Source organism: Aeromicrobium sp. IC_218, from assembly GCF_004336805.1.
Lineage (GTDB): Bacteria > Actinomycetota > Actinomycetes > Propionibacteriales > Nocardioidaceae > Aeromicrobium.
On the sequence record NZ_SJXM01000011.1, the window covers coordinates 19134 to 36851 of the forward strand.

Consider the following 17718-nt stretch of genomic DNA (forward strand, 5'->3'; position numbering starts at 1 on the left):
AGCACTGATGAGCAAGAGATTCCGCGGTGACATCGAAGGTCTGCGGGCCATCGCGGTCCTGACCGTCGTCCTGTACCACATCGACCTCGCCTGGCTGCCGGGCGGATTCGTCGGCGTCGACATCTTCTTCGTCATCTCCGGCTTCCTCATCACCGGCCTGCTGGTGCGCGAGGTCGAGCGCGACGGACGGGTCAGCCTGAGCCGGTTCTACGCGCGTCGGTTCAAGCGCCTGCTGCCCGCGTCGGCGACGGTCATCGTCGCCACGATGGTGGCCTCGTACCTGTTCCTGCCGGTGACGCGCTGGAAGGACACCGCGTTCGACGCGGTCGCCAGCGCCTTCTACGTCATCAACTGGCGACTGGCCGACCGCGCGGTCGACTACTCCGCCGAGGACGACGCCGTCAGCCCGCTGCAGCACTTCTGGTCGCTCGCGGTCGAGGAGCAGTTCTACATCGTCTGGCCGCTGCTCATCATCCTCGTCGCGGTGCTCGTGCGTCGGGGCCACCTGCAGATGCGTCCGGCCATGTTCGGCGGCCTGCTGCTCATCTTCGTCCCGTCGCTCGCCTACTCCGTCTACTGGACCCAGCAGTCGCCCGACACGGCCTACTTCATCACCACCACACGTCTGTGGGAGCTGGCGCTCGGTGGCCTCGTCGCCATCGCCGTGCCGGTGCTGAACCGTATGCGTCCGAACCTGGCGGCCGCCCTCACCTGGGCCGGCCTCGCCGGCATCGTGGCCTCGGTGCTGCTGCAGGACGACCAGATGCCGTGGCCGAGCTACTACGCGCTGCTGCCGATCGTCGCCTCCGCCGCCGTCATCGCCGGCGGTCCGGCGGCCGGGGCGCGCGGCGCGGGCTTCCTGCTCGACCGCTCGGTCATGCGCTGGTTCGGCGGCCTGTCGTACTCGCTGTACCTGTGGCACTGGCCGATGATCGTCATCTACGAGGCCTGGTCGCCCGGCGAGGAGTCCACGCTCGAGCTGCTGCCCGTCGCCGTCGCGTCGCTCGCCGCCGCGTGGGTCACGCACCACGTCATCGAGAACCCGGTCCGCTTCTCCAAGGTCATGGAGTCCACCCGCAACGCGCTGGCGGCGGGCGTGGCCCTGACCATCGTCGGCGTCGTCGCCGGCTTCACGCTGAACGGCGCCATCCAGGTCGAGCAGACCCCCGTCGCCAAGGACGCGAAGGGCGCCCAGGTGCTCGGCGAGGACCCGCGCGGCAACCCGGCCGGCGACCCGGTCGACTCCGTCGAGGCGTTCGCCCCGTCGCTCACCGAGGTCGAGGACGACAACGCCAACGAGGCGACCCGCTCGTGCGACCAGGACATCGAGGGCACCGACCCCGCGTCCTGCACCTTCGGCGACCCCGAGGGCGAGACGGTCGTGGCGATGATCGGCAACTCCAAGACCCGTCAGTGGATCCCGGTCATGGACGAGATCGGCAAGGAGCGCGGCTGGCGCATCGAGTCGTTCACCAAGTCCGCGTGCGAGTTCACCGCGGCGCCCACGCGCAACGGCAGCGACCCGCTCGACGACTACCCCGAGTGCGACGAGTGGAACCGCAACGTCGTCAGGACCGTCACCGAGGACCTCAAGCCCGACCGCGTCTTCACCGTGCTCGACACGCTCAAGGTCGCCCAGGAGAGCGAGGACGTGCCGGCCGACGAGCTGCGCACGACCCGCATCGAGGGCGTCCAGCAGTGGTGGCGCACGCTCACCGACGCCGGCATCGACGTCGCCGTGCTCACCGCCGGTCCGCGTCTGCAGCTGAACATCCCCGACTGCGTCGGCAGCAACGAGGGACACCTCACGCGCTGCGCCGTCGACCGCGACAAGGCGTACTCGACCGTCTGGTCGGTCGAGGACGCCGAGGCGGCCGTGGACGGCGTCGAGGGCGTCGGCCTGGTCGACATGAACGGCTGGGTCTGCCCGGGCGAGCAGTGCGCGCCGATCATCGGCGACGTGCTCGTCTACTACGACACCCACCACGTCACGGCCACCTACACCAAGACGATGCGCCCGTTCCTCGAGCCGCAGCTGGCGAAGGCCTGGAAGTGACCTCGAGGGCGCGGCGCCGCGTCGCGGCGTCCGTGCTCGCGCTGCTGGTCGTGGCCGCAGGGTGCACCGCCGATCCGTCGGAGCCTCTCGTGGCCCCCGGAGCCGTGCCCGGGCTCGGCGCTGCCGCGATCGGCCAGCCGCGGCCGTCGGACCTGGACGACGTCCAGCCCAAGCCGTCCCAGGCGCCGTACGACACTCCGGCCCCGCGTTCGCGGGCGTGCATCCAGGGCACGGGCAGCTCGAGCACCGCCGGGTGCGTGTTCGGCGACCCGGACGGGGACGTCGACGTCGCGATGGTGGGCAACAGCAAGACGCTCCAGTGGCTGCCGGCCCTCGACGAGGTGGCCGACCTGAACGGCTGGCGGATCACCCTTCACGCGAAGTCCGTCTGCGAGCTGACCGCCGCCCCGACGCGGGACCATCCCTCCATCGTCACCGACGGGTTCCCGGACTGCGACCTGTTCAACGAGCGGATGCTCGCCGAGCTCACCGGCCCGGACCGGCCCGACGTGCTCGTCACGGCCCTCGACACGCTGAAGGTCCGCCAGGACGACCCGGCGCTCCCGGCCGCCCGGGTCGACGCGCTCCGCCGCGACGGCGTCGTGGACTACTGGGAGCAGGTGCGCGCCGCCGGCGTCGAGGTGGTCGTGCTGGCCGCCACGCCGCGACTCCCGTTCGACGTGCCGGCCTGCCTGCGACGCACGGGCGTCCCGGCCCGCTGCACTGTGCCTCACGACCAGGCGTACGCACCCGTGTGGAAGACCGGCGAGTCCGAGGCCGCCACGCGCGAGGCCGGCGTCGCGTTCGTCGACCTCAACGACCTGGTCTGCCCCGGAGCGACGTGCGAGCCGGTCATCGGCGGGCTGACGGTCTATCGCGACCGCCACCACATCACGGCCAGCTACATGGAGACGCTCGCGCCCGCCCTGGCCGAGCGCCTGGACGGCGTGCTGGAGCTCGACCGCGGCTGAGCCGGGCCCGCCTCAGGGCAGGCGGGCGATGCGGTCGTAGAGCTCGGCGTTGCCCTCGGCCACCGGGCCGCCGGGCCACGCCACCAGCTCGGTCGCGTCCAGCGCCGTGGCGATCGCCGCGCACACGTCGGTCGGCTCGCCGTCCACGACCGGTCCGAAGCCGTCGCGGCGGTAGTCGAACCAGCCGCGCCGCTCGTTGTGCCGCCCGCCGAAGAACTCGTCCTCGTCGAACTGGAAGTAGACGGTGGGGCGGCCGAGCCAGGCCAGGTCGAAGGTCACCGAGGAGTAGTCGGTGACGAGCACCGCGGCGTCCACCAGCAGCTCGCGGTAGCGCACGGGCACCTCGGTGACGACCTCGACGCCGTCGGGCAGCTCCACGCCCGCGAACGCCTCCCGGGCGTTCGGGTGGGGCAGGAACGTGACGACCAGGTCCCGCTCGCGGGCGGTGCGCAGCAGCTCGGGGTGACGCAGCACCTCGGTCCAGCGGCGGACGTACGCCGAGTCGGCGACCTGCTGCGCGGCGGCCTCCCCCGCGGTCCGCTCCGACAGCCAGCGTCGCCACGTCGGGGCCACCAGGACGCGATGCGGCGGGCCCGAGCGGGCCGCGTCGGCGGCAGTCAGCTCGTGCAGGCGCGGCTGCGGCGTCAGCGTGACCTCCATCGGCGTCAGGCGGTAGGGCGACTCGCCGTCGAAGGAGCGCGCCTCGGGCGCCGCCGAGGCGAGCACCAGCGCGAAGTCCTTCTGGTTGAACCAGCGCGACAGGTCGCCCTTGGCCACGCCGTGCTGCAGGAACACGACCCGCCAGGCGGGGCCACCGTCGACCTCGGGCTCGAACGGCTGGACGACCTCCTCGCGGGCCTGCGACGACACGAGCACGCGCGCGTGGCGCTGCAGGTCCCGGTGCTCGGCGGAGGCGTAGGCGACGAGCCGGAAGCCCTCGGCGTCCAGGCGGTCCCAGTCGCGGCTGGTGCGGTCGAGCACGAAGCGCAGGTCGGTGCGCGGGCGGTTCTCGCGGATCCAGCGGTAGAACGCCTCGGCGTTGTCGCCGGCCTCGCCGACGCGGTCCATGAGCACCCAGGTGTCGCCCAGGCCGCGGGTGCGGACGCGCTCGCCGAGCGACGGCGTCTCGAGCGACTCGCCCGGGTGGGCCTCGCTCCAGGCCTTGCGCCCGGCGCGCGGCAGCAGGGCGGCCTCGGCGGCGGACAGGGACGTCCAGGCCTCGGCCTGGACCTGGCGCGCGACGATGGTGCGGGTGCGACGCCCGGGAGCGAGCAGGACACTGGCCGCGCGACCGTCCAGGTGCAGCGTGACGCCGCGACCGGCGGGCACCCACAGGATGCGCTGCGTCAGCAGCACCTGGCCCAGGAGCTCGTACTGGCGCACGGTCGCCGAGACGGGCTCGACGACGCGTCCGTCCTCCTCGAGCCGCTCCTCGGGCAGGGTGCCGGCGAAGTAGTAGGTGACCTCGACGAGGTCGCCGCGCACGCGCCCGGTGCGCACGCGCAGGGTGCCCTCGCCCTCGCCCAGCCGCAGCCGGATCGCGGCGCGCACCCAGCCGTTGAGCCGGTGGACGTCGTAGCGGCGGACGACGTCCTCGTCGAGCCGCGCGCACACCCGGCGGGCCAGCGTCGCGAACCGCTCCCCCATCTCCGGGCCGAGCCCCGCGTACGGCGACTCGATGCGCTGGGAGGACCGCAGGATCCACGACAGCGTGTAGATCAGGACGTTCTGCACCCAGGCCGGCACCGAGCCGTCGGCGTCCTGCGCCCGGTCGAGCAGGTCGAGGTAGCCGTGCTCGAGCACGGTGGTGATCGGCCGGGCGTCGCGGCCGAGGTTCTGCAGGGCGGACGTGCCGTCGTCGCGCTTGCGGTAGACGTAGACCGCCGACGCGACGACGCCCACGACGGGTGCCGGGGCGGCGAGCAGGTAGCGCACCAGCAGGTGGACGTCCTCGAAGTTGGGCCGCAGCCCCTCCTCGAAGCGCAGGCCGGCCGAGCGCAGCAGGTCGACGTCCAGGACGCTGGACGCGCCGCTGGCCTGGACGATCGAGGGGTCCTGCGACAGGTCGACGACCCGATCGCCGTCGGTGAACTTGCCGTCGAGGGCGTGGCTGAACTCGCGGGTGCCGTCGGCCTCGCGGAAGACCTCCAGGCGGGTGGCGTACAGCGCCGCGCCGGCCCCCTCCGGGCTGCTCATGAACGCGTCGAGCCGCTCGAAGTAGTCCGGTGCCAGCACGTCGTCGGGGTCGGTGAACGTGACCCACCGGTTCCGGACCAGCTCCAGCCCGTGGTTGCGCGCCGACGCGGGGCCGGCGTTCTCCTGCCGCACGACCCGCACGTTCGGGTGCTGCGCGGCCCAGCGCTCGGCGTGCTCGTACGTCCCGTCGGTCGAGCCGTCGTCGACCAGCACGACGTCCAGCCGCTCGAACCCGTACGTCTGCGCCTCCAGGGAGGCCAGGTACTCGCCCAGGTAGCGCTCCACCTGGTAGAGCGCCGAGACGACGGAGAACGTGCCGCGAGCGTCGGGCATCAGCGCTTGGTCACTCCCACGGTCGCCCAGACCAGGTTGTGGTCCGAGCTGGGACGTCCGTTGCTGAGCCACGCCTCGTGACGGTACCCGTCCGAGCCGGGCGAGTTCTTGACCAGCACGTGGTCGGCGCGCGGGCCGAAACCGACCGAGTCGGCCGGCTGCTGCGGCGTCGTCGCGAACTTGTTGACGGTGCTGTACTGCCGGTTGGCGATGCTCGTGCCGGCGGCGGCTCCGTCGTAGAACCCGGCCTTGATCGCCGCGGTGTGGCCGGAGTCGGCGACCAGGTCGCCGGTGAGCACGACGGGAGTGACGCCGTCGTCGAGCCGCTTGCCGTTCTTGTCCGAGGTGGCCGCCAGCTTCGTGACGATCTCCCGGACGGACGAGCCGGGCTCGGCCTTGGTCTCGTTGAGGTGCGTCGAGACCACGACGGTGGTCCCGCCGGGCACCTGCTTGTCCTGCAGCCGCACCCACACCGCGTTCATGCCGCCGGTGAGGCTCAGCGCACCCTGGTCGACGACCGAGAACCGCGCGGTGCGCCACAGGACGGCGTTCTGGCCCTGGCCGTAGCTGTCGTGCGTCGTGCCCTCGAGCGCACCGAGGCTGCCGGGCAGGATCTCCTGGAGACCGACGGCGTCCAGGTCGTCGACCTGCTGCTTGACGCGGTCGTCGCGGCTCGTCCAGTCCGAACCGCAGTTCGTGCCGGTCTGGCACACGTTGAACGATCCGACCTTCGCCACGTTCACGACGGCGTGGTCCGGACGCACCGGGGTGGGCAGCGCGGCCTTCTGGACCGTGCGCAGGCCACTGCCGACGCCCTTGCCCTGCACGCGGACGCGGATCGGGTTGCCGTACGCGACCTTGTTGCGGTCCGCGTCGCTGCCCGCGACGACCACCGAGCGGGTGCCGGTGCCGAGACGCCTCGGGGCCCGGGCCAGGGCCTCGGCCCAGGTGCTGCCCGAGTAGAGCTCGTAGACCGTGGCGTAGTCGACCGCGTTCCAGCTGGCCCGGACGCCGTCCGCGACGGGCGTCAGGGCCAGCGACATGGCGCCCAGCGAGCGGGCGTCGTCGAACGAGACGGTCTGGGTGTAGGCCCACGGGCCGGTGCCGGCGGACGAGACGCCGCGCACGCGCACCTTGTAGGTGACGCCCTTCGCCAGGTGGCGCGCCCAGGCGCTGGTGCCCTTGACGCGCTCGGTGGTGGTGCCCGAGGCGCGGAAGTCGCTGAAGCGCGAGACCTGCACGTCGTAGGCGGTGGCGCCGGCGAGGCGGGTCCAGGACATCGCCCGCGAGCGCGAGGCCCAGACCTGGTTGTCGGTGCCCGTGCGGCGCACGAGGCCACGGACCCGGTCCAGGGCGAACGTGCGGGCGGTCGCGGCCGCCGACCAGCGTCCACGCTTCCAGCCCTTGGACGACTTCGCCAGGGCCCGGACGCGCACGACGTACGCGCGTCCCGGCTTGAGTCCCTGGATCTTCGCGTTCGCCTTCGAGCTGGTGCGCGACTTCGCGCCGGCGAAGCGCGGCGACGTGCTCCACTGCACCTCGTAGCGCGACGCGCCCTTGACCTTCGACCAGGCGGCCTTGAAGTCGGTCTTCATGACCGAGTGCGTCCGCAGGCCGGTGACCTGCTTGGGCGTCGCGGCCTGCGCGGGCGCGGCGAGGACCCCCAGCAGCAGGGCGACGGAGGCGAGCGGGGCGAGCAGCCACTTCGATGCGTTCACGAGGGACTCCTATCGGAACCGCGGGCCGGCGGTTGAGCGAAAAAGGGCGCGGTCAGCATCAACGCCGGCGGGCCCCGGATGCATCCCAGGAGTCGAGGGGAGCCGCGGTACGCGCCTTCTCGAGCGAGAGCCGCTGCCCCGTGGCGACGATCGCCTGGTGCACCCGCTCGCTGTTGCGACCGTCGCGCACCGGGAACGTCCGCTCCATGCGCGCCAGGTGCTCCGGCGTCGCGGCACCGCGCTCGAGCACGTCGCCGACCGCGTCCAGCGCGTCGCCGGCCTCCAGCGCCACCGGTCCGAAGCCGTGCGACTCGTAGGAGAAGTAGCCCGGACGCTCGGTGTGGGCTCCGCTGAAGTACTCGTCGCGGTCGAACTGGTAGTAGACGACCGGCCGGAGCAGGTAGGCCATGTTGAACGCCGTCGAGGAGTAGTCGGTGACCATGACCTTGGACCGGGCGATGACCTCGCGGACGTCGTCGGTGCCGTAGCGCAGCACCTTCACCGTGTCGGGCAGGTCGAAGTCGTCCAGGTACGGCTGCGTGTTCGGGTGCGGCATGAAGCCGATCGTCAGGCCGTGCTCGGCGGCGAGCGCGTGCAGCCGCTCGTCGGTCAGCAGCTGCCGCCAGCCCTGCGCGTACGTGCTGTCCATGAACGCGTCGTTGTGCTCGGCCTCGTCGTCCAGCACCACGCGGGGCGTGCTGAGGTAGCTGCGCCACGTCGGCATGACGAGCAGCAGGTCCTGCTCCTTCACGCGTCCGGCGACCGCGAGCAGGTCGTCGAAGCGGGGCAGGCCCGTCAGGCGGACCTCGCGCGACGAGAACCGGTACGGCGACTCGCCGGCGATGTAGTCGTACTCGTCCTGGGTGGACGTCACGAAGACGTCCACGTGCTTGGGGTTGAGCCAGCGCGACAGGTCGCCCTTGATGACGCCGTGCTGCAGGAACGTGAACTTCCAGCGCGGCGGCCCGAAGACCTTCCGGTCCAGCGGCTCGACGACGAACTTGTCGATGTGCGACGACACGAGGTGGTCGGCGTTGAGCAGCGCCAGCTTCCAGCGGAGCGAGCCGTAGCGCAGCAGCCGGACCGAGCGGTCCTTGGACAGCCGGTCCCAGTCGACGGACGCGCGGTTCTGGACGTAGTAGGCGTTGACGTCCTTCTTGTTCTCGCGCAGCCAGCGGTACAGCACCTCGGCACTGTCGTCGGCGTCCAGGTCACGGTCCATGAGCACCCAGGCCCGGCCGAACAGGCGACGCACGAGCCGGCGGCGGCTGAGCCACAGCGCGAGCCGGTCGCCCCGCGAGACCGGCTCGTCGTCCTCGGCGGTGACGGCCCGGGCCGGGCGTCGACGAGCGGCGCGGAGGTCGCCCTGGACCTCGGCCAGCTCGCGGAGCTCGAACGGGCGCAGGCGGAAGCGTCGGTGGTTCTCGCCGATCGGGTAGAACTGCTGCGCGACGCCGTCGAGCCGCAGCTGCACCCGGCCGCGCGTGGAGACCCACAGGATGCGCTCGTGCATGACGACGCGGCCCAGCGCCCACAGCTCGCGGGTCTTGGCGTAGCGGGGCTGGACGTGCTCGCCGCGGAACAGCAGCTCCTCGTCGGGCCGCTCGCCGGTGTAGCGGTACGACAGGGCGACGATCTCGCGGTCCTCGTCGACGGGCCCGTACTCGATGAACCGCGAGTGGGACGCCTCCTCGCGGTAGCCGAAGTCGAGCGCCTCGCGCATCCACCAGGCCACGGCGATGGCGTCGAAGGCGTAGATCGTCGAGTGGTCGAGGTAGCCGGTGATGGTGCGGACGTGCTCGTGGAAGACGCGCGACGCCTCCGGACTGATCTGGGCCAGTCCGGTGTGGACGGCCTGGTCGCCGCGGAAGAGCCAGAACAGGTCGTACAGCACCATGTTCTGCAGCCAGTCCGGCACGCGTCCGCCGCGGGCCCGGGCACCGTGATCGAGCAGGTCGATGGAGCCGTACTTGGGCACGTCGGTGAAGATGCGCTCGTCGTTGAGGCTCGTCTGCATGGCCGACGTGCCGTCGTCGCGGCGACGGTAGAGGTAGTGCGCGTCGGTGACGGCGGCGACCAGCGGGCGCTCGCACTGCAGCAGGTAGCGGCCCAGGAAGTGCGGGTCCTCGAAGCGCGGCACGACCCGCGAGTCGAACAGGACGCCGGTCTTCTCCAGGAACTCGCGGTCGATGACCGACGACGCGGCGCTCATCTGCACGATCTCGGGCGAGTAGTCCAGGTCGACCACGCTGCCGGAGCGGGTGAACTTGCGGCGCAGCGGGTGGGTGTCGAGCGTCTTGCCCGTCGACTCCTCCCACACCAGCAGGTTGGTGGCGAAGACGCGCACGCCGGGCGCGGACTCGCGCGACGTCGTGACCGCCTCGAAGTAGCCGTCGCCGAGGACGTCGTCGGAGTCGGGGAAGGCGATCCAGGGAGCCGTGGCAAGGGCGATGCCGGCGTTGCGCGCGGCCGAGACGCCGGCGTTCTCCTGGTGCACCGCGACGGCGTGCTCGGGCCACGTGGCGACGAAGGCGTCGATCACCTGCGCGGAGTCGTCCGTCGAGCCGTCGTTCACCAGCACGACCTGGAGGTCGTCCATGCCGACCGTCTGCCGCTCCAGGCAGGCGAGGAGGTCGACGAGGTAACGGCCGGTGTTGTGGACCGGGACCACGACCGAGTAGGTCGGAGCCTTCGCCATGCGGTTCTCCTCCAAGGGGCTCACTATGCTGGACAGCACCGCTCACTCTATGTCGTCGTGCCCGTGCGTCCGGGCCTGGAGGTCCGAACCACATGATGCGCCAGTCGTTCGTCCTGGCCGCGTGCGCCGTCCTGCTCGCCGCGTGCTCGCAGAACACCGACCCCGACTCCTCCGACGAGTCGACCTCGGCCACCCCGAGCGCGAGCCCCAGCGCCGCCGCGACCCCGAGCCCGTCGCCCTCGACGGCCGGCGACGGCTCCATCAAGCCGTCTCCGGACGAGGCGGCCAGTGACCAGGTCACCTACGACGACCGCGAGTGCCACCAGGACAAGCGCAGCACGAAGGTGCTCACCTGCGTGTTCGGCGACCCGCAGGGCGACGTCGAGATCGTCGCGGTCGGCGACTCCAAGACCGAGCAGTACCTGCCGGTCCTGGACGCCGTGGGCAAGGAGCGCGGCTGGCGCGTGGTCGGCATGACGAAGTCCGCCTGCGCGTTCAGCACCGCGCAGCTGGCCGGCGGCGCGAACCCCAACCCGTCCTGGCAGGCGTGCGAGGGCTGGAACCGCAACGCCCTGGCCAAGATCCAGCGCATGCAGCCCGACGCCGTCTTCACCGCCCTCTACAAGCTCAAGGTGCCCCAGTTCGGTCGCGACATCGACGGCGACGAGCAGAAGGCGCTCATGGCCGACGGCATCCACGACGCGCTGGAGCGCAGCGGTGCCGCCAGCATCGTGCTGCGCTCCACCCCGCGGGCCGAGTCGGACACCAACATCCCGACCTGCGTCGCCGAGCACGAGCGCGACACGTCGCGCTGCGACATCACCGGCGACACGATCACCGACCCGTCGCTGGTCTGGACCCGCGCCGAGGAGGACGACATCGTCGGTGGCCTGGACGACGCGACGGTCATGACGATCAACGACCAGCTGTGCTCGAGCAAGGACCGCTGCGAGGCCGTCGCCGACGGCATCCTGCGCTACCGCGACAGCCACCACCTGACGCGGACGTTCATCCTCTCGATCGCCGACGTGTTCGGCGAGCGCCTGGCCGAGGCGCTCGACGCCGTCGGCGTCCAGCCGTGACCCGCGCCGTCCGCCTGCTGGCGCTGGTGCTGGCCGCCGCGCTGCTCGCCGGCGCCTGCTCGACCGACGTGGTGCGCCGGCTGACCGGCAGCGACGTGGGCTACTCCCCCGCCCCCTGGGACGCCAAGGACGACGAGATCGACTACGGCGACCGCACCTGCCACCAGCACAAGGACGAGTCCGAGGTGCTGACCTGCGAGTTCGGCGACCGCGACGGTGACGTCCACCTCGTCGTGGTCGGCGACTCCATGACCGAGCAGTACCTGCCGGCGATGGACGAGATCGGCCGCGAGCGCGGCTGGCGCGTCACCGGCATGACCAAGTCGGCCTGCCCGTTCATGAGCGGCCGGCTCGACGAGCGCCGCACGCAGCGCAACACCAGCTGCGAGGCGTGGAACGCCGCCGCCCTCGACCGCATCCGCGAGCTGCGTCCCGACGCCGTCGTCAACGCGCTGTACCTGATGCGCGGGCTGGACCACGCGACCGTGCGGGCCGGGCTCGCCCGCTCGCTCGACACGCTGGCGGCGGCCGGTGTCCCGGCCGTCCTGCTCGACCAGGCGCCGCGCGCCCGCGAGGACGTCATCGAGTGCCTCGAGGAGGACCCCGAGGAGCCCGGCCGCTGCGCCACCCCGCTGGCCGACGCCCAGGACCCGAGCCGCGTGTGGCCGGCGTCCTCCAGCGCCTGGTTGCAGCAGCAGGTCGGCGACCGGGTGCGGGTCGTCGCCGTCGACGACCTGCTGTGCGACGCCGACGACTGCCCGGTCGTCGACCAGGGCGTGCTGCGCTACCGCGACGACCACCACCTGACCGCCACCTTCGTCCGCTCGATCGCCCCCGAGCTGGGCGACCGGGTCGAGCAGGCGCTGGCCGCCGTCGGTGGCTGAGGACGCCGTCGCGGAGCGATAGAGTCGCGCCGGTGAGCGTGCCCGTCCTCCTCGTGACCAGCAACGGCGTCGGCATGGGTCACCTGACCCGTCAGCTCACGCTCGCGATCAGCGGTGCCGGGCGCCTCGAGCCCACGCTCGCCTCCCTGTCGGCCGCGCTGCCCACGGTCGCCCGCGCGGCCGCCGACGGCCGCCTGCCCGACGTGCCGGGCCTGCGCCTCGAGCACGTCCCGAGCCGTACGGCGTCGTGGATGCCCTCCGGCCGCGTCGGTGGGCTCGCCCGCACGCTCGCCTGGGAGCCCTACCTGCGCGACCGGCTCGTGCTGCTCGCCGCCGAGACCGGCGCCCGCGTGGTCGTCTTCGACGGCGTCGTCCCCTACCGCGGCCTGCTCGAGGCCCGGCGGGCGCTGCCCGGCACCGCGTTCGTCTGGATGCGCCGCGGCATGTGGCGTCCCGGCGTCGGGTCCGCGTGGCTGGCGGCCGCCGACGCGTTCGACCTCGTGGTCGAGCCGGGCGACTTCGCGGGGCGCGGCGACACCGGTCCGACCCGCGACCGCGCCGACGCCCGCCGGGTCGCTCCCGTGGCCATGACCGACGTGCTCCCCGTCGTCGACCCGCGCGACGCGCGACGCCACCTCGGCCTGGACCCCGACCGTCCCGCCCTGCTGCTCGCGCCGGGCTCCGGCGTCCACACGGACCTGACCGCCGCCGCCGACGCGGTGCTCGCCTCGGTCGACGCGTCCGCCGACGACTGGCAGGTCGTGGTGACCAGCCAGCGCATCGCCCGGCACGCGATCGGGCAGGACCGCGCCGACGTCACCGTCCTGCGCGACGTCTACCCGCTCGCGGGCTGGATGACCGGCTTCGACGCCGCGGTGGGTGCAGCCGGCTACAACGCCGTGCACGAGCTGCTCTCGGCACGCGTCCCGACGCTGCTGGTGCCGAGCACCGGACACGAGACCGACGACCAGGACGCCCGGGCGCGCGTGCTGGCCGAGGACGGTGTCGCGCTGCACGCCTCGCCCGACGACCTGACCGTGGTGCGGGCGTCGGTGGAGCGGCTGCTGGACGCCGGCGAGCGATCGGTCCTGCGCGACGCCACGGCCGGACTGCCCGCCGCGACCGGCGGGCGCGAGGCGGCCGACCTGGTCCTGGAGCTGGCCGAGGGACGCTCGGCGCCGGCGTGGCCCGAGCGGGTCGGCGGCCGGCGGTGGCCCGCCCCGGTGCGCGGCCCGGTCGAGCAGAGCGACGACGCCGACGGAGCCGGCGAGCGTCCGGTCGAGCACGTGCTGGCCGGCGCGAGCGAGCGCTACCGCGAGGCGCGGCGACGGGTGGCGCGCCGGCTCTACCGCGGCTGAGCGTCGTGGCGCCAGCCCGCGCGCTGGCGGGCGCGGCGGCGGCGGCCGGCGAGCGTCCGGGCGCGGGCCTTGAGCCGCGGCACCGGGCCGTGGGCCCGCTCGGCGGCGTCCTCCGCCCCGGCGGCGGCCGTCGGGGCGGCGAAGCCGAGGTCGGAGCCGTCGACCCAGTGCCGCCAGCGTCCGTCGTCCGCCGCGTGCCCGCGGCCGAGCTCGGTGTCGAGGGTCTCGTCGTCGGCGAGCAGCCGCTCGTAGCGGTCGCCGTCGAGGACCTCGCGACCGCGCACGGCGACCGGTCCGGCGTCGTCGTCGTGCACGTAGACCCGGACGACCTCGCGGCCGGGCGACACGAGCGAGGCCAGCAGGCGGACGAGCGCGCCCGGCGCGACCCGGGTGCCGGCCGGCACCACCACGACGGCCTCGGGGACGGCGGTCGGACGCTCGTCGCCGACGGTCAGCACCGGCACCTCGAGCCCGGCTCGACGCACGGCCTCGGCGAGGGCGGAGACGGTGGCTCCCGCGTCCTGGCCGGGACGGGGACGGACCCAGACGTGCACGCTGCGCATGTCGTTCACGATACGACCCCGCCGCACGTCGGCCGTCCGGGCCCGGTCCACTAGCGTTGCCTGCCATGAGCACCGTCCGCCCCTCGGTCGACCTGGCCCGCGACAACCCGGTCGGACGCGTGCCCGAGCCGGTCGGACGCCGCGTCGCGACCCTCGAGGGCGACGCCGACGGCTGGACCCTGCGCCGTCCCGGACGCCTGCGCCGCCGCGGCCGCTGGGAGGCGCTCGACAGCACGCTCGACCGCCTCGACGACGTCCACGAGGTCGACGTCCGTGCGTCCGGCGCGCCCCAGGACGTCCTGGCCCGGTGGACGCTGCGCGCCGCCGCCCGCGGCAGCCTGGTCACCGGCGAGGTGCCCGGAGCGGTCGTGCCGGTCGGCCCCGCCCCCACCAGCCGTCCCGGCGACCTCGACCACGACGTCCGCAGCGTCCGCCAGCGCCGGGCCGCCCTGGCGACCGGCCTCGGTCCCGCGCCGACGGTCTCGGCCGTGCTCGTGACCCGCCGGCCGGCGCTCGTGCCGCGCATCCTGGCCATGCTGGACGCGCAGCGCTACCCCGCGCTGGAGGTCGTCCTGGTCGTCCACGGCGACGAGCCCGTCGAGGTGCCGGCCGGCCTGACGGTGCCCGTGCAGCTGCTGCACGCCCCCGCCGACCGCTCGCTCGGCCACGCGCTGGAGCTCGGCTGCGCGGCGGCGTCCGGCACCCTGCTGACCAAGGTCGACGACGACGACTTCTACGGACCCGACCACGTGCTCGACCTCGTGCTGGCGCACCGCGTCTCCGGGGCGCTCATGGTCGGCAAGAGCACGACGATCGTCCACGTCGAGCAGCTGGACGTGACCGTCCGGCGCGTGTTCGGCGTCCCCGAGGGCTTCACCCACCGCGTCGCCGGCGGCACGATGCTGCTCGCGGCCGAGGACCTGCGCGCCGTCGGCGGCTGGTCGGACGTGCCACGTGCGGTCGACACGAAGCTCCTGGAGTCGGTCGCGCAGGCCGGCGGACGCGTCTACCGCCCGCACGACGTCGGCTACCTGTACGTGCGCCACCGTCCGGCGCCCGGCCTGGAGCACACGTGGAGCACCGACCCGCGCCACTTCCTGCGCAACACCCGCGAGCAGTGGCTCGGGCTGCTGGCGCACGAGGAGCTCGGCACCGCCTAGCGGCTACTCCGTGCCGCGGCTGAGCAGGAAGCCCGTGCCCCACGCCATGTGCATGGTGGCGATGGCGGCCGGCACCGTGAGCCGCGCGCGCAGGCCGAGGCCGCGGCCGGCGGCGAGCCCGCCCGCCGTGACGAGCAGGGCGTAGCCCGCCACGGGCAGCAGGCCGACGAGCGTCCAGGCCGGCCAGGACCCGACGAGCGCGGCCACCGCTCCCCCGGCCAGCACCACGAGCCCCGTGCCGATGCCGAGCACGGCGACCGGGGCGGCCAGGTAGCGCAGCGAGACGGTGCTCGGGTTGGCCCGCACGAGCTTGCGCCGCCACGTGCCGTAGTCGAAGTACTGGCGGGCCAGGCGGCGCAGCGTCGGGCGCGGGCGGTACTCCACGCGCATCGCGGGCGTGAACCAGATCGTCCCGCCGGCCTCGCGCAGCCGCAGGTTCAGCTCCCAGTCCTGGGCCCGCAGGTAGCGCTCGTCGTAGCGGCCCACGGCGTCCAGCGCCTCGCGGCGGAACGCGCCCAGGTAGACCGACAGGGCCGGGCCCTCGCCGCCGCCCACGTGGAAGGACTCGCCGCCCACGCCGATCGGGGACGTCATGGCCGCGGCGATGGCCTGCTCGGTCGGGGTGGTGCCGACGGCGGCCATGACCCCGCCGACGTTGACCGCGCCGGTGCGCTCGAGCGTCTCGACGGCGGTGGCGACGTAGTCGTGCGGCACGACGGCGTGCCCGTCGACGCGCACCAGCACGTCGTACCGAGTGGCGGACAGGGCCGCGTTGAGGCCGGCAGCGGTCAGACCGCTGGGGTTGTCGACGACCGTGACGCGTCCGGGGTGGCGGACGGCGAGGCCGTCGAGCAGCTCGCGGGTGCGGTCGCGGGACGGGCCGCAGGCGACGACGACCTCGAGCGGGCCGGCGTGGTCCTGCGCGAGCACCGCCTCGACGGTCTCGACGATGTGCAGCTCCTCGTCGCGCACCGCCATGAACACGCTCACGCCAGGTGCCTGGTCGCCCACTGTCTCCCCGTCCTCGTCCCGATGTCCGGGCGTCAACCTACCGGCTGACGTCCGGGTCCCCGAACTCGTGGGCGTCGTGAGCCAGCAGGTGCTCGGCCAGGACGACGTCCAGCGGACCGGTGACCTTGAGGTTGCGCTCGTCGCCGGGCACGACCGCGACCGGCACGTCGGGCAGGTAGCGCACGACCACGCTCGCGTCGTCCGTGGCGGTGAAGGCGGGGTCGGCGGTGGCCAGGTCGTAGGCGCGGCGCAGCGTGGGCAGGCGGAATCCCTGCGGGGTCTGCACCCGGCGCAAGGTCTCGCGCTCGTGCAGGCCGCTGACGACCTCGGCGTCGACCGTGACGACGGTGTCGACGAGCGGCAGCACCGGCTCGACCGCCTCGTGCTCACGCAGCGCCTCGACGCACGCGGTGACCACGTGGTCGGGCAGCAGCGGCCGGGCGGCGTCGTGCACGAGCACGTCGCAGTCGTCGTCGCCCAGGACGGCGAGGGCGGCGAGGGTGCTGTCGGTGCGCGTGGCTCCGCCCTCGACGACGTCACGCACGGTGGTGAAGCCGTGCTCGCGGACGACCGCGTGGGCCTCGTCGAGGTGGCCGGGGTTCATGACGACCAGCACCTCGTCGACGAGCGGCGAGCGCTCGAAGGCGGCGATCGCGTGGCCCAGGATCGTCGCGCCGCCCAGCCGCAGCAGCTGCTTGGGCCGCTCGCCGCCGAGGCGGGTGCCCAGGCCCCCGGCGAGGACGATCGCGACGGTGCGCCGGGCCATCAGTCGCGCTCGGGACGGATGACGGCGTCCTTCTGGACCTGCTTCCACTCGCGGAAGCCCTCCTCGGTGACGCCGCGGCGCCAGTACGCGGAGACCGAGAGGTCGCGCCGGTCGACCCGCTCACGGACGTACGGGCGGACGGTCTTGAGCAGCGCGGACTCGCCGTGGACGAACGCCTGCACGCGGCCCTCGGGCCACTCCCAGGCGCGGACGGCGTCGTCGAGCAGCGTCGTGGTGCCCGGCTCGGCGTCGCCACGGTGCAGCCAGCGGACGTCCAGGTCGGCCTTCGTGACCAGGGCGACCTCGTCGTCGGGGCCCCCGACCTCGGCGAAGACGACCGCGCGGGCGCCGGCGGGCAGGGCCTCGAGCGACACCGCGATGGCGGGCAGGGCCGACTCGTCGCCGACGAGCAGGTGGACGTCCGCCTCGGGGTCGGGTGTGTAGCCGCCGCCGGGCCCGCGCGCATGGATGCGCTCCCCCGGCTGCACGCGCGCCGCCCACGGGCCGGCGATCCCTTCGTCGCCGTGGACGACGAAGTCGATGACCAGCTCGCCGGCGTCCAGGTCGACGTGGCGCACCGTGTAGGTGCGCAGCACCGGCTGGGCCTCGGCCGGGAACGTCGTCCGCACCAGGTCGAGGTCGAGCGGCTCGGGGTACTCGACGCCGTCGGCCAGGAAGACCAGCTTCACGTAGCTGTCGGCGCACGGGCTCGGCTCGAAGGCGGCCAGCCCGGGTCCGCCGAAGGTCACGCGCTGCAGGTGGGCGGAGACGCGCTCGGAGCGCAGCACCGCCAGGGACGTCACGGACTTGGCCATGCCGCCACCTTAGTCAGCCCTAACCCGGCGTCCGTCGTACGTCCGCCCCTCACCCGAGCCCGGCTCCCCCGCGATGTGTGTCGAGACAGACGCGTCTGCGCGGCGAC

General features: G+C 73.4%; 13 protein-coding genes. 6 read left to right on the top strand and 7 right to left on the bottom strand.

Annotated features, from left to right (window positions below):
* The first annotated feature begins 7 nt into the window (after nucleotides 1-7).
* On the top strand, nucleotides 8-2056 hold the full coding sequence (locus tag E0W78_RS12425; RefSeq protein WP_131404277.1) for an acyltransferase family protein: 2049 nt from the start codon (nucleotides 8-10) through the stop codon (nucleotides 2054-2056).
* On the top strand, nucleotides 2053-3027 hold the full coding sequence (locus E0W78_RS12430; RefSeq protein ID WP_131404278.1) for an SGNH hydrolase domain-containing protein: 975 nt from the start codon (nucleotides 2053-2055) through the stop codon (nucleotides 3025-3027). The genes E0W78_RS12425 and E0W78_RS12430 overlap by 4 nt, the downstream gene beginning before the upstream one ends.
* A gap of 12 nt (nucleotides 3028-3039) precedes the next feature.
* Here E0W78_RS12430 and E0W78_RS12435 read toward each other — a convergent pair whose 3' ends face one another.
* Genes E0W78_RS12435 through E0W78_RS12445 form a run of 3 tightly spaced genes read right to left on the bottom strand, consistent with a single transcriptional unit; the run spans nucleotide 3040 to nucleotide 9972 of the window.
* Nucleotides 3040-5556 (bottom strand): glycosyltransferase, encoded by a 2517-nt coding sequence (locus E0W78_RS12435; RefSeq protein WP_131404279.1) that lies wholly within the window; start codon nucleotides 5554-5556, stop codon nucleotides 3040-3042.
* On the bottom strand, nucleotides 5556-7274 hold the full coding sequence (locus tag E0W78_RS12440) for a hypothetical protein (RefSeq protein ID WP_131404280.1): 1719 nt from the start codon (nucleotides 7272-7274) through the stop codon (nucleotides 5556-5558). The genes E0W78_RS12435 and E0W78_RS12440 overlap by 1 nt, the downstream gene beginning before the upstream one ends.
* A gap of 58 nt (nucleotides 7275-7332) precedes the next feature.
* Nucleotides 7333-9972 carry a CDP-glycerol glycerophosphotransferase family protein gene (locus tag E0W78_RS12445; protein WP_131404281.1) on the bottom strand — a complete coding sequence of 880 codons (2640 nt, stop codon included), beginning with the start codon at nucleotides 9970-9972 and terminating at the stop codon, nucleotides 7333-7335.
* A gap of 92 nt (nucleotides 9973-10064) precedes the next feature.
* On the opposite strand from E0W78_RS12445, the gene E0W78_RS12450 reads away from it, so the two are divergent.
* The 3 genes from E0W78_RS12450 to E0W78_RS12460 are packed head-to-tail and all read left to right on the top strand — an operon-like array spanning nucleotide 10065 to nucleotide 13296.
* Nucleotides 10065-11054 carry an SGNH hydrolase domain-containing protein gene (locus E0W78_RS12450; RefSeq protein ID WP_131404282.1) on the top strand — a complete coding sequence of 330 codons (990 nt, stop codon included), beginning with the start codon at nucleotides 10065-10067 and terminating at the stop codon, nucleotides 11052-11054.
* Nucleotides 11051-11938, top strand: a complete 888-nt coding sequence (locus E0W78_RS12455; protein WP_131404283.1) for an SGNH hydrolase domain-containing protein — start codon at nucleotides 11051-11053, stop codon at nucleotides 11936-11938. Before E0W78_RS12450 ends, E0W78_RS12455 begins: the two co-directional genes overlap by 4 nt.
* Nucleotides 11939-11970: 32 nt before the next feature.
* Nucleotides 11971-13296 (top strand): hypothetical protein, encoded by a 1326-nt coding sequence (locus E0W78_RS12460; RefSeq protein WP_131404284.1) that lies wholly within the window; start codon nucleotides 11971-11973, stop codon nucleotides 13294-13296.
* Here E0W78_RS12460 and E0W78_RS12465 read toward each other — a convergent pair.
* Entirely contained in the window at nucleotides 13284-13859 is a 576-nt protein-coding gene (locus tag E0W78_RS12465; RefSeq protein WP_131404285.1) for a hypothetical protein, read from the bottom strand. The two genes, E0W78_RS12460 and E0W78_RS12465, sit on opposite strands and share 13 nt — an antisense overlap.
* Before the next feature lie 65 nt (nucleotides 13860-13924).
* On the opposite strand from E0W78_RS12465, the gene E0W78_RS12470 reads away from it, so the two are divergent.
* Nucleotides 13925-15019: a glycosyltransferase family A protein gene (locus E0W78_RS12470; protein WP_131404286.1), complete on the top strand. Its 1095-nt coding sequence runs from the start codon at nucleotides 13925-13927 to the stop codon at nucleotides 15017-15019.
* A 3-nt stretch (nucleotides 15020-15022) separates the two neighbouring features.
* Here E0W78_RS12470 and E0W78_RS12475 read toward each other — a convergent pair whose 3' ends face one another.
* The 3 genes from E0W78_RS12475 to E0W78_RS12485 are packed head-to-tail and all read right to left on the bottom strand — an operon-like array spanning nucleotide 15023 to nucleotide 17611.
* Complete coding sequence (locus E0W78_RS12475) at nucleotides 15023-16009, bottom strand: glycosyltransferase family 2 protein (protein WP_278249437.1); 987 nt, start codon at nucleotides 16007-16009, stop codon at nucleotides 15023-15025.
* A 58-nt stretch (nucleotides 16010-16067) separates the two neighbouring features.
* Nucleotides 16068-16796, bottom strand: a complete 729-nt coding sequence (ispD, locus tag E0W78_RS12480) for a 2-C-methyl-D-erythritol 4-phosphate cytidylyltransferase (RefSeq protein WP_131404287.1) — start codon at nucleotides 16794-16796, stop codon at nucleotides 16068-16070.
* On the bottom strand, nucleotides 16796-17611 hold the full coding sequence (locus tag E0W78_RS12485; RefSeq protein WP_131404288.1) for a siderophore-interacting protein: 816 nt from the start codon (nucleotides 17609-17611) through the stop codon (nucleotides 16796-16798). Before E0W78_RS12485 ends, ispD begins: the two co-directional genes overlap by 1 nt.
* Nucleotides 17612-17718 lie beyond the last annotated feature (107 nt).

Coding starts and splice junctions, on each gene's coding strand:
- E0W78_RS12425 (WP_131404277.1), top strand. CDS start 8: ATGAGCAAGAGATTCCGCGGTGACATCGAAGGTCTGCGGGCCATCGCG.
- E0W78_RS12435 (WP_131404279.1), bottom strand. CDS start 5,556: ATGCCCGACGCTCGCGGCACGTTCTCCGTCGTCTCGGCGCTCTACCAG.
- E0W78_RS12445 (WP_131404281.1), bottom strand. CDS start 9,972: ATGGCGAAGGCTCCGACCTACTCGGTCGTGGTCCCGGTCCACAACACC.
- E0W78_RS12450 (WP_131404282.1), top strand. CDS start 10,065: ATGATGCGCCAGTCGTTCGTCCTGGCCGCGTGCGCCGTCCTGCTCGCC.
- E0W78_RS12465 (WP_131404285.1), bottom strand. CDS start 13,859: ATGCGCAGCGTGCACGTCTGGGTCCGTCCCCGTCCCGGCCAGGACGCG.
- E0W78_RS12470 (WP_131404286.1), top strand. CDS start 13,925: ATGAGCACCGTCCGCCCCTCGGTCGACCTGGCCCGCGACAACCCGGTC.
- ispD (WP_131404287.1), bottom strand. CDS start 16,796: ATGGCCCGGCGCACCGTCGCGATCGTCCTCGCCGGGGGCCTGGGCACC.
- E0W78_RS12485 (WP_131404288.1), bottom strand. CDS start 17,611: ATGGCCAAGTCCGTGACGTCCCTGGCGGTGCTGCGCTCCGAGCGCGTC.